The sequence below is a fragment of the Polaribacter staleyi genome, from assembly GCF_038024045.1.
In the GTDB taxonomy this organism is placed as follows: domain Bacteria; phylum Bacteroidota; class Bacteroidia; order Flavobacteriales; family Flavobacteriaceae; genus Polaribacter; species Polaribacter butkevichii.
In genome coordinates this window covers 1,721,869-1,733,788 of record NZ_CP150665.1, presented here as the reverse complement: position 1 = coordinate 1,733,788, position 11,920 = coordinate 1,721,869, and the positions used below count along the sequence as shown (strand labels likewise).

Annotated in this window: 11 protein-coding genes and 1 tRNA gene; 4 read left to right on the top strand and 8 right to left on the bottom strand. The window is 31.1% G+C overall.

Annotation, left to right across the window (positions count from 1 at the left end; translation table 11 throughout):
- Nucleotides 1–33: 33 nt before the first annotated feature.
- The 5 genes from WHD07_RS07560 to WHD07_RS07540 all read right to left on the bottom strand — a co-directional run bounded on the left by WHD07_RS07560 (nucleotide 34) and on the right by WHD07_RS07540 (nucleotide 5,222).
- Nucleotides 34–750, bottom strand: coding sequence for a porin family protein (locus WHD07_RS07560; protein WP_343330678.1), 717 nt, complete (start codon nucleotides 748–750; stop codon nucleotides 34–36).
- 3 nt (nucleotides 751–753) lie between these two features.
- Nucleotides 754–1,482, bottom strand: coding sequence for a bifunctional demethylmenaquinone methyltransferase/2-methoxy-6-polyprenyl-1,4-benzoquinol methylase UbiE (gene ubiE, locus WHD07_RS07555; protein ID WP_343330677.1), 729 nt, complete (start codon nucleotides 1,480–1,482; stop codon nucleotides 754–756).
- Nucleotides 1,483–1,487: 5 nt separating this feature from the next.
- Complete coding sequence (locus WHD07_RS07550) at nucleotides 1,488–2,396, bottom strand: NifU family protein (protein WP_105050258.1); 909 nt, start codon at nucleotides 2,394–2,396, stop codon at nucleotides 1,488–1,490.
- Between the two features lie 127 nt (nucleotides 2,397–2,523).
- Nucleotides 2,524–3,930 (bottom strand): OmpP1/FadL family transporter, encoded by a 1,407-nt coding sequence (locus tag WHD07_RS07545; protein ID WP_343330676.1) that lies wholly within the window; start codon nucleotides 3,928–3,930, stop codon nucleotides 2,524–2,526.
- Between the two features lie 44 nt (nucleotides 3,931–3,974).
- Nucleotides 3,975–5,222 carry a hypothetical protein gene (locus WHD07_RS07540; protein ID WP_343330675.1) on the bottom strand — a complete coding sequence of 416 codons (1,248 nt, stop codon included), beginning with the start codon at nucleotides 5,220–5,222 and terminating at the stop codon, nucleotides 3,975–3,977.
- A gap of 155 nt (nucleotides 5,223–5,377) precedes the next feature.
- On the opposite strand from WHD07_RS07540, the gene proS reads away from it, so the two are divergent.
- From proS to WHD07_RS07520, 4 genes are all read left to right on the top strand, one after another.
- The gene (gene proS / locus WHD07_RS07535; RefSeq protein WP_343330674.1) at nucleotides 5,378–6,856 is read left to right on the top strand and encodes a proline--tRNA ligase; all 1,479 of its coding nucleotides are present in this window, start codon (nucleotides 5,378–5,380) and stop codon (nucleotides 6,854–6,856) included.
- Between the two features lie 95 nt (nucleotides 6,857–6,951).
- Nucleotides 6,952–7,023: transfer RNA gene (locus WHD07_RS07530), tRNA-Glu, on the top strand.
- A 38-nt stretch (nucleotides 7,024–7,061) separates the two neighbouring features.
- Nucleotides 7,062–7,313, top strand: a complete 252-nt coding sequence (gene rpsT / locus WHD07_RS07525; protein ID WP_343329010.1) for a 30S ribosomal protein S20 — start codon at nucleotides 7,062–7,064, stop codon at nucleotides 7,311–7,313.
- Nucleotides 7,314–7,457: 144 nt separating this feature from the next.
- Nucleotides 7,458–8,939 (top strand): DUF389 domain-containing protein, encoded by a 1,482-nt coding sequence (locus WHD07_RS07520; RefSeq protein ID WP_343330673.1) that lies wholly within the window; start codon nucleotides 7,458–7,460, stop codon nucleotides 8,937–8,939.
- Between the two features lie 64 nt (nucleotides 8,940–9,003).
- On the opposite strand, the gene WHD07_RS07515 is transcribed toward WHD07_RS07520, so the two are convergent.
- The 3 genes from WHD07_RS07515 to WHD07_RS07505 all read right to left on the bottom strand — a co-directional run bounded on the left by WHD07_RS07515 (nucleotide 9,004) and on the right by WHD07_RS07505 (nucleotide 11,873).
- The gene (locus tag WHD07_RS07515; protein ID WP_343330672.1) at nucleotides 9,004–9,600 is read right to left on the bottom strand and encodes a SprT-like domain-containing protein; all 597 of its coding nucleotides are present in this window, start codon (nucleotides 9,598–9,600) and stop codon (nucleotides 9,004–9,006) included.
- 12 nt (nucleotides 9,601–9,612) lie between these two features.
- The gene (locus WHD07_RS07510) at nucleotides 9,613–10,293 is read right to left on the bottom strand and encodes an SDR family oxidoreductase (protein ID WP_343330671.1); all 681 of its coding nucleotides are present in this window, start codon (nucleotides 10,291–10,293) and stop codon (nucleotides 9,613–9,615) included.
- A gap of 62 nt (nucleotides 10,294–10,355) precedes the next feature.
- Nucleotides 10,356–11,873, bottom strand: coding sequence for a hypothetical protein (locus tag WHD07_RS07505; protein WP_343330670.1), 1,518 nt, complete (start codon nucleotides 11,871–11,873; stop codon nucleotides 10,356–10,358).
- Nucleotides 11,874–11,920 lie beyond the last annotated feature (47 nt).

Genomic DNA, 11,920 nt, shown 5'->3' with positions numbered 1-11,920 from the left:
TTAGTAAAAAACCTTCCAGATTTCTAACTCCTTTTACTCAAAAGCAAGGGTTAGAAATACGCCACGAGTTCCCATGTAATTTATGGGTGCTGTCCAAGCACTGTTAGCGTTGTTATCGTATTTTATTTCGTTTGGTAATGCAAAAATTCCACGAATAGAAGGTGAGAATTTAAAGTAATATAGATAAATATCTATTCCTACACCCACCTCATACATAAAGTTATGGGTCTTCATTCTAAATTGACTAGCAGAATTGTCGTCTGAATTGTTCTCGTTACTAGAAAAATTATAGTTGTAAGAAACTCCTCCTAGTACATAGGGTCTAACATTTTTATATCTATCGGTACTAAATTTAAATATTAAAGGAACATGTAAATAAGTAGAACTTACATCTCTAACGCTATCTAAAGGGTTAGCGCTATAGTTTTTCATATGATGAAAATAAATCTTCTTAGAATTGGTCATCAAACCTGGTTCTAAACGTAAATTTAAATTTTTATGCAAACGTAAATCGGCAATTAAACCAACATTAAAACCGGTAGATGGTTCTACGGATATTTCTGCATCGGGTATTGCTGGATTATTACTATAGCTAAATTTAAAATCATTTTGGTTTAAACCTAGATAAAAACCGTAATGCAATGTTCTTTTATCAAAAGTGGGTAGGTATTCAACTTTTTCTCTTTGCGCATAAAAAGCAATAGAAGTCAAAAGGAAAAAACCGAATATTATAAATTTCTTACTCATCATTATTTACTTGCTTGCTGTATAAATTGTAGCTACCCCAAAAGTTACTGGTGTATCTTCTGTATGTGTAAACCCATTTTTTTGTAAAATATTGTTGAAAGCTTCGCCAAAAGGAAAAGAATTTGCAGTTTCTGATAAATATGAATACGCAACTTTATCTTTAGAAAACAATTTACCAACAACAGGTAAAAATAAATTAGTATATAATTTGTAGCCTTGTTTAAAAGGAAACTTGGTTGGGTTAGAGGTTTCTAAAATAACCAAAACACCTGTTGGTTTTAAAACTCTGGCTATTTCTTTAATCCCTTTCTCTAGATTTGCAAAATTACGAACGCCAAAAGAAACTGTAATAGCATCAAAAGTGTCGTTTGCAAACGGCATTTCTTCAGAATCGCCAACAATCATTTCTATTTTATCAGAAAGATTTTCTTTGGTAATTTTTTGTTTACCAACCTCTAGCATTCCTTCAGAAATATCTAAACCTACAATTCTGTCTGGATTTAAAGCGGCCATCATAATCGCTAAATCTCCAGTACCTGTAGCAATATCTAAAATTTGTTTTGGGTTGTTTTGTCCAACAATTTTTACTACTTTTTTACGCCATTTAACATCAATCCCTAAAGAAATAACTCTGTTTAAACCATCGTAGTTTTCAGAAATATTATCAAACATTTGAGCGACTTGCTCTTTTTTTCCTAATGCTGAATTTTTATAAGGCTTGATTGTTTTCGACATATTTTTTATCCGTTAATTGCTACTACTTCGTTAATTTGATTTGGTAACATTTCTTTTAATAAACTTTCTATTCCGTTTTTTAAGGTAGCTGTAGATGATGGGCAACCGCTGCAAGCTCCTTGTAAAACTACACGTACCACCTTGTTTTCTTCGTCGTAAGAACGGAAAGCAATATTACCTCCGTCACTAGCAACAGCAGGCTTAATGTATTCATCTAAAATGTCAGAAATTTGTGCAGAGATACCTTCTAGTTTTACTTCTGGTACTTCAACTTTATTTTCTGAACTTGGTTTTTCTTCTGATGGTAGTTCTTTAATAATGGTTTTTCCTGAAACTAAATATTCACGGATAAAAGTTCTTACTTCTGTAAAAACCTCATTCCATTCTACCATATCATATTTGGTAACAGAAATGTAGTTATCAGAAATAAATACTTCTTTTACAAAAGGAAAGTTAAAAATAGCTTGCGCTAAAGGAGACGATTTGCTTGCTTCGTCTATATTTTTATATTCAACATCGGTTTGTGTTAAAGACTTATTACTTCCAAATTTCATAACTGAAGGATTTGGAGTAACCTCTGCATACACTTCAATTGCTTCTTTTTTAGAAGTTGGTGCTTCATTTACCACAACACCTTTATCGTTTAAATAAGCTTCTATTTGTTCTTTTACTTCTTCCTGAACATCTATCCACTCTAAAATATCGTAACGTTGTATCGCAATAAAATTAGCGGTAATAAAAATTTTCTTTACAAAAGGTAAATAAAATAATTGTTGTGCTAAAGGAGAGTTTTTAGCGTCGTCTATGTTGTTATACTCGTAACTACCTCCATTAATTAAAATTTGATTGGTATTAAATTTTATAATGGTATTGTTTGTAGTTTCTTGAATGGTAATTTTTATATCTTGTGTCATACTAAAAATTGAATTGCAAAATTAAGGGAAAAAAGGGAAATAGAATTGGTTTTGATATGATAAATAAAAATTCCGCTAAAAGAGTTGTTTTTTCTCTTTTAACGGAATAAAAATTTATAGGTAAAGCTTACAAGTTTAAAGTAACAGTAGCTGTAATTGTTTTATTGTCTATTTTTAATGATGCTGGGTCTACTGAGTCAAATCCAGAGTAAAAATTGTATAAGTTAGTCCTATTGTTATCACTAAAAGCAAAATCTAATTTAAAGCCACCAAAATTATAACCAGCCCCTAAAGAATAACCTTTTAGGTTGTTTTTACCTTCAGTGAATTTGCTTGGGTCTTGCTCGTATTTATAACCAGCTCTAACACTAGCTCTATCAAAACGCCATTCTGTACCTAAATTAAAAGAGTGTGTGTTTCTTAAATCATTTTCAAAAAATTGATTTTCATCAGTAAAATTGCTACCTTTCAATTTCATGTTTTGATAGCTTCTATTAATGTAATCTAAACTGATTAAACCATCTTTTCCAAAAATAAAAGCGGCACTTGCGGTTAATTTACTTGGTGTTTTTAATTTGTATAATAATTCTTGGGTTGGAAAGTATCCTCCAGAAGTGTTATCGTAAACGTCATTACTATTACTAACCGCTATTTCTGTATCTCCAAAAAAGGGGATTTCATTTATTCTATTACCCTCATTTTCTGTAATGTTTGTGCTTTCAATTATTTCTGAGAACCAAGTAGGAGTTTGGTAGGCAAGTCCAAATCTAAAATTTGAATTTACTTTGTAAATAAATCCTGCGTTAGCAGAAAAACCAGTTCCTATTGTTCTGTTTTCTTGATAATAATTTGCGTCTAAATCATTACCGTTGCCATCATTATTAAATTCTGTTAATAGTGATTGTTGACTAAAATCTAGGTCGTAAAAATTTAAGCCTAAACCTAGGTACAATCTATTTTGATGCACAGAAGAAAAAGCAATATTAAATTCGGATATTTCTCCACCATAATTATTTGCAAAACGTTGTTCATCAGCAATATCATAAGATAGGGTAGGTGTGTTGTTATCTAAAGGAAAATCTCTAAATGTAGCGGTACCACTATTTCCTTGCGCTATAAAACTGTTTTCAAAATCTTTTGTAATTCTGTAGTTAAAACCAATGGCAAATTTACTCCAATCAGATTTGTAAGCACTATCAAAAACTAATACGGCTCCAGCATGAGAAAGATTAAAAAATTGATCTTTTGTTTTTAATGAATTTCCGTAATAGTTAGTATTTATATTTGTATTTCTAGAGTTAAACGTTCCAGAAAATGTGCTGTTTTGAAAAACGGCTATACCAGCAGGGTTTATGTTTATAGAAGATACATCGCCACCTAATGCACCAAAGGCACCACTCATAGATGTAAAACGCGCAGATCCATTATCATCATTTTGAGAAAATAAAACACCTAAATCTTGGTATCCTAAAGATTGGGCATAAGATGTAATAGAGGCTATAAATAAGGTTGCTATTGTTATAATTTTTTTCATACTACTATTTGTTTGTAATTCTTTAAAGAGAAATAAGTGTTTTATTAACCTCTTCTTCTAGATGATGTTGAAGAACTTCTAGAACTACTTCTGCTAGGGGTACTTCTTGTTGATGAACTTCTTGTAGAAGATGATCTTGTAGAAGATGAACTTCTTGATGAAGGTGTGTAAGTACTGTTTCTGCTAGAGGAAGTGGTCGTGCTTCTTCTTGGAGAAGTACTTCTTGTTGTGCTTCTTGTAGAACTAGAATTTCTATTTGCTGTAGATCTATTTGTGCTTCTTGTAGAAGTGTTGGTGCTTCTTCTGTTTGTAGATGAATTAGCACTTCTAGAAGTAGAAGGTGTTGATGATCTTCTAACTACTACAACTTGTCTATTGTTTTTAGTACTTGTATTGCTGTTTACACTAGCGCTATTTCTTCTTGTAGAAGAGCTATTTCTGGTACTTCTTGTAGGGTAGGTACTTCTTCTAGTAGTATTAGAGCTTCTACTTGGTTTAGTGGTGCTGCTTCTCCTTCTAGATGTACTTGTAGGTTGTTTGCTTGTAGTTGTACTTCTTCTACTATTAGTTGTTGTACTACTTCTTCTACTTGTTGTACTTCTATTTCTTGAGTTAATAGTACTGTTTCTTCTATATGAGCTATTACTTGTATTTCTTCTTCCGTAGTTATTATTTCTGTAAGTATAATTAGCATATCTATTATTGTACCTGTAAGCATTTCTATAGCCATAATAATAAGGTTGATAATAATATGGTGTATAAAAACCTACATTCCAAGCATAATAATTATGGTAAGGGTGCCAATAAGGATTGTAATTCCAAGCGTAACCTCTGTAGTTCCAATTTCTGTATCCCCAAGTATCAAAAGTATTATAACCGTAGTAATTATTCCAATACGGACTATCAATCACATTAACATTTACAACTACGTCATTGTTGTCATTTTGTCCCCAAGGTTGGTTTTGCTTATAGTTTAATGTTTCATCAATATCATCTTCATCAATATAAATAGTATCTACAGAATTGTATTCATCAACATCTGTAAAAACATCATTTGTACCTGAGTTCTCTAAACTATTTAGTTTGTTTAAAAAATAATTATCATTGTAGTCATCATATCCATCTTCGTCAACAACAATTACTTTTTTAGATTCTCTATGTACCGTTTCATCCCCATAGATACCATCATCATTAAATGTACTTTGATAAGTTCCGCAAGAAACCATTACTAAACTTGTAGTTAGTAAAATTAATAGTTGACTTAGGCTGAGATTTATATATGGTAGTTTCATGATGAATATATTTAGATGAATACTTATTTTATTACTTAAATGTAGTTAAAACTCTTTTAATTATAGTAGTTTTGTACTGTTTTTGTAAAATATAACTAATTTTTAACGAACATTTACACAATAAAGGTAACAATATTTGTGCCAAACTTTTGATTATGAGTAAACATTTAACGAAAAGAGCCGACGATTATTCTAAGTGGTATAACGAGTTAGTAGTAAAAGCAGATTTAGCTGAAAACTCTGCAGTTAGGGGGTGTATGGTTATTAAACCCTATGGTTTTGCCATTTGGGAAAAAATGCAAGCAGAACTAGATAGAATGTTTAAGGAAACAGGGCATGAGAATGCTTATTTTCCATTGTTTGTTCCTAAAAGTTTGTTTGAGGCGGAAGAAAAAAATGCCGAAGGTTTTGCTAAAGAATGTGCTGTTGTAACACATTACCGTTTGCAAAACGATCCTGACAATCCTGGTAAATTAAGAGTAGATCCAGAAGCTAAATTAGAAGAAGAATTGGTGGTAAGACCAACATCTGAAGCGATTATTTGGAATACTTATAAAGGATGGATTCAATCTTATAGAGATTTACCTTTATTAATTAACCAATGGGCAAATGTTGTACGTTGGGAAATGCGTACACGTTTATTTTTACGTACAGCAGAATTTTTATGGCAAGAAGGGCATACAGCGCATGCAACAAAAGCAGAAGCAGTAAAAGAATCTAGACAAATGCAAGATGTCTATGCTACGTTTGCAGAAAATTTTATGGCAATGCCAGTAATTAAAGGAGTAAAATCTGATAGCGAGCGTTTTGCAGGTGCAGAAGATACTTATACTATAGAGGCTTTAATGCAAGATGGTAAGGCTTTACAAGCAGGAACTAGTCATTTTTTAGGACAAAATTTCGCAAAAGCTTTTGATGTAAAGTTTACCTCTAAAGAAGGGAAACAAGAGTATGTTTGGGCAACTTCTTGGGGAGTGTCTACTCGTTTGATAGGTGGTTTAATTATGACACATTCAGACGATTTAGGTTTGGTTTTACCTCCTAAGTTAGCGCCTATTCAAGTAGTAATTGTTCCTATTTATAAAGGAGAAGATCAATTAGAGGCTATATCAGAGAAAATGAATGTAATTGTAAAAGAATTGCGTTTAAAAGGAATTTCTGTAAAGTTTGATACTAGAGATACTTATAGACCTGGAGCAAAATTTGCAGAGTATGAATTAAAAGGGGTACCTGTTAGAATAGCTATTGGTAACAGAGATTTAGAAAACGGAACTTTAGAAATTGCAAGAAGAGATACTTTAGAGAAGCAAACCGTTGCGCAAGATGATGCCGTTTCTTATATTGAAAATCTTTTAGAGGAAATTCAAGAGAACTTATTTAAAAAAGCAATCGATTTTAGAAAAGAACACACAACAGAGGTTGATACGTTTGACGAGTTTAAAAAAGCAATAAAAAATACAGGTGGTTTTGTTTCTGCCCATTGGGATGGTACAGAAGAAACTGAAGATAGAATAAAAGAATATACAAAAGCTACCATTAGATGTATACCTAATGATGCTAAAGAAGAAAAAGGTGTTTGTGTTTTAACAGGAAAACCGTCTTCTAAAAGGGTGCTTTTTGCAAAAGCGTATTAATTTTGAAAAAAAAATGTTTTTTTTTCAAAAACTATTGCAAGATATAAAAAACATTGTATATTTGCACCCGCAATTGAGTTATGCTTAATTGTTATGGTCCGTTCGTCTAGGGGTTAGGACGCATGGTTTTCATCCATGTAACACGGGTTCGATTCCCGTACGGACTACAAAGTTTTAATATAAAAAACTAAATAAATTAAGAATTATGGCAAATCATCAGTCAGCATTAAAGAGAATTAGAAGTAACGAAACTAAAAGGTTGCGTAACAAGTATCAGCACAAGACTACTCGTAATGCTGTTAGAGACTTACGTTCTTCTGAAGATAAGAAAGATGCAGAAACTAAATTAGGAAAAGTTATTTCTATGTTAGATAAGTTAGCTAAGAATAATATTATCCATAAAAACAAAGCAGCTAATTTAAAATCTAAATTAACAAAGCACGTTGCTGCAATGTAAGATTTTATTAGTTTAAGATTTAAAACTCTGAATATTTATATTCAGAGTTTTTTTTTGCTCTTATTTTATATTTTTGAGTAAAATTATAAAAATTATTTTCAGACAACTTTTTTTGTATCTTTCACTCCTTAGAAATTAGTAATTATGGAAGAAAAGAATTTAATTGATGAAACAGCAGATCAATCTAAGCAAGATGTAAAAGATGGTGCTATAGGATTATTTTCTAGTATCAAAAAATATTTAAAAGAACTTTTAGATTTTAGACATGATACAGATCATGAAGCAACCATAGAAGCTATTAAGGCAGATATTCCTTTTAAAGGAGCTACAGCTTGGATTCTTATTTTTGCTGTATTTGTGGCTTCTATTGGGTTGAATGCAGATTCTACTGCAGTTGTAATTGGTGCCATGTTAATATCGCCATTAATGGGGCCTATTCTTGGTATTGGTAGTGCTTTTGCAATAAATGATATTGATGTTTTTAAAAAATCGTTAGTAAGTCTTGCTACAATGATTGTTTTAAGTTTATTAGCGTCATTTGTCTTTTTCTATTTTTTTCCATTAAGCGAAGACACCTCAGAGTTGTTAGGTAGAACAAAACCAGATATTAGAGATGTATTAATTGCCTTTTTTGGTGGTTTGGCATTAATGGTTGCAAGAACAAAAAAGGGTACCGTTGCTTCTGTAATTTTTGGGGTTGCAATTGCTACAGCATTAATGCCACCTTTATGTACTGCTGGTTATGGATTGGCAAAAGGGTTTTCTGGAGATTCAGTAGGGTTTACGTATGCTTTTGGAGCAATGTATTTATTTACTATTAATACTATCTTTATTGCTTTGGCAACATTTTTAGTGTTAAAACTGTTGAGTTTTCCAATGCATAAATATGCAAATGCAGCCAGAAGAAAACGATATGCAACTGTTGCAACAGTTGTGGGTATTGCAGTAATGATACCTGCTTTTTATACATTTATACATGCTTTAAATGAAAGCAGAATGACTTCTGAACTAAAGAAATTTGTAAATTCTGAAATTAAAACAATTACCGAATTACAATTAATAGAGCAAGAGCCTTTAATATCTGATAAAGTACTAAAGCTTAACTTTTTTAATGAAGTGCCAGAAAGTACAGTAAACGTATTGTACAATCAGCTAAGAAATAATGATCAGTATAAAAATATAAAAGATTTTAAGTTAGATATTAAAGGAAGTGATACAAAGAGTTTCGATTTAATTACAACGGCATATAATGATAAAAGGCAAGAGTTAGCGGAAAGTAAAAATATAATTGCCGGACTTCAAAAAGAAATTGAAGATTTAAGAGGAACCGTTTCTAATTTAAACTATAGATTAGAGCAAGGTGTGTTAGGTGAGAGTAACAAAGCAATCGCTTTTAGTACTGTTGTAAAGGATGCTAAAATTAGATATCAAGATATTAGAGAAATTGGTTTTGCTAGAGTTTTGTCATCCAAAGATTTTATCGAAATAGATACGATACCAATGGCAATTATAAAATGGAATACAAGTGTGCCAGATAGTCTTATTCAGTTTAAAGAAAAGGAATTAAGAACTTGGTTGCAAAAAGAAATGAGTTTAGATACGTTGTTTATTAAACGAGAATATTAAATAAAAAAAGCTTCCAAATAGGAAGCTTTTTTTATTGTTTTAAAAATTAGAAAAAATAGTTGGTTTACGTATTTTTATAGAATTCTATTTCTACGTTTTGATTAAATAAGTATACCTTTTTATTACTCATATTTAAGCATTCAAATCGTGTTCTGCGTTTATTACCTCTTTTGTAAATAGTATTTTTAAAGACAAACAAACTTCCAAAAGGTATTTCGAAAATAAAATGCTTGCCAGTTTCAGCAACGTTCCCTCTTAAAGCTAAAGATAAATCTACATCAGCATCTGTACTTGCTTTTGGGTTTTTAAAATACTTGGCTAAATAAGGAAGCATTTCCATTGGGTAAATTTCTGGACGTAAAAATGGCAACATTAAATGCTGAAAGATCATTTTCCATTCTTTACCATGTGGTTGTACTCTTCCAAATTTTTGATGTGTTACGTGATGCGCAATTTCATGCACTAAGGTTAACAAAAATTGATATTTGTTTAGGTTGTTGTTAACGGTTATTTGAAATTGTCCGTTTGGTAGTTTTCTGAAATCTCCGTGTTTTGTTTCTCTCTGATTTACAATTTTTAAGGTAAAATTATGATCGTTGATCAGGAATTCTATAAAAGGAATTGCTTTTGGCGGAACGAAATTTTGATAATTAGAACTCAATTGATACGCTTTTTACGGATTTGTAGATGAAACTTGTAATACTTTTCCGTTATAATACTTATTACCTGTTAAAGAAAAATCAAAGATATAGTTTGCCATTTCTGTAGCTGATATTGGTGCAACGTATCCAGGAAAAGCTTCTTCTAACATTTCTGTTTGTACAGCACCTAAAGCCAAAACATTAAAAGCTATTTGTTGTTCTTTGTATTCTTCTGCTAGTAATTCTGATAAAGTAATTACAGCGCCTTTGGCGGATGAATAAGCAGCTAAACCAGAAAATTTTAAGCTTCCTTGAATTCCTCCCATCGAGCTAATTGTAACAACGTGACTTCCTTTTTGTAAAAACGGAATCATTAATTTGGTAATCTCTGCAACAGCAAAAACATTTACTTTATACACTTCTAAAAAATCATCCGAAGACAATTCTGTAAAAGGTTTGTTTATTAATTTTCCGGCATTATTGATTAAGATGTCAACTTGCTTCCAGTTATTTTTGATGAAATTTATTACTTTTTCTAAATCTGAATTTACGGATAAATCGACAGAAATTACTGTAATGTTTTTATGATTAAATTCTGAAAGTGGTTTTGTATTTCTAGATAAAGCTAAAACTTGATAGCCTTTTTCTGCAAATTTTTTAGCAAGTTCAAAGCCAATTCCTCGGCTTGTTCCTGTGATAACTACATTTTTCATTTGTAAAAATTTAAATAAGTAATTTACTTAAAGTTATTAAGATAGAAATTAGAGTATAAAAGTTACTCTTCTTTCTCAAAAACAATATGTTGGTATGAGCCAATATCAGTATTTGTAGTTCTGTCTACACCTAAAATATCAGTTGTAATAGTGGTCGATTTTGCTTTGTTAATAGCATCTGACTCTTCACCAATAATAAAATCATTTTTTTGAGTATTTCTAAAATCAGCATTTCCATTTAAAATAATGTCTTGGTAAGAAGAATTTGTAAAGTCTAAGGCTTCATTGTCTTTATAAGAATCATTAGTATCAATAAATTTAATCATAGAATTGCTAATATTGTAATTAAATATACCGCCTCCATCTACTTTATCTAACACAAATTCTATGTTGTTATTTCCTTCAAAAATACAATTGATAAAGTTGGCAGCGTGCAAATTTCTAGTTTCAATAATTTCTTGTCCAGAAGCATCTGTATACGTAAAAAAATTATTTACCAAAACAGCTGGTAATTGACGTAAGCCATTGTTCCAATAGTTGGCAAATGTAGCATGTGTAAAATTATAGGTTCCACCAATAGTTGCCGCTAAAGAAACCTGACCTGCAGAACCAACAACCACGTTGTTTGCTTCTATATTGGTTTCTCTACCTAGAATTCCATAGCTAGAATGATTGTAAATTTCTGTATTTTGTAGTTTTAAAGTTGGGGTAGAAGGTGTACCAATACTATCAACCAAAACACCAATAATTCCGTTTTTAATAATAGCGTGGTTTATTTCATTGTTTTTGCTTCCTGCACGCATCCAAATAGTTCCCCATTGTCCTGCAGTTTCACTAAAAGAATGTTCTAACCTATCACCTTCAAAAATTACTTTATTAGAAAGTGTTCCGTTTACTTTTAAAGTTGCTTTGTCGTCTACAATTAAACCAGAATTATCATGAAAATAAACTTTTGCTCCGGCTTCTATGGTTAATGTTTTGTTAGCTGGTACTGCGGCAAAACCATAAATAACGGTTGGTTTTGCATTTGTAAAAGTTAATTCGGTATTGGTTAAAAAATGCCCTTTTAAAGTTGTAGGCTCTCCGTTTAAAGTTAAACTATCTATTTTCATAGAGATTGCATCTTTACCAGGATAAATAAAGTTTGCATCTTGTACTAAAGTTACTAAATCTACCTTTTGTTGGTTGGTGCCGTTATCAAACAAAATTTGGTCTGTATATAATGGATTTACAACATTGTTAGCATCAATAGTGGTTTCTACAAAAATAAAAATACTGTCTTTAGCAAGAATATCAATGTTTTTAAAATCTTTACCTGGTATTCCGTCTACATTTAATCTGTAGTTAGAATTTGTGCCGTTTTCTAATTTAATTTCTGGAATTGTAATAGCATTGCTTCCACGATTATAAACCTTTAAATTGTATGTTGATGAACCAATATTTGTAAATACTGTGTCTAAAAAAACGGTGTCTTTAGAAAATTGTAGGCTACCAAAACTAGGTACGGTATTAAAATCTTTTCTACAAGAACTTACAGAGATAAAGGCAATACAAATAATAAAAGAAATAAAGTAACGCATATATTTAGTTTCTGTTTGCTCGAGTGCAGTTAAGAGATTGTATTAAG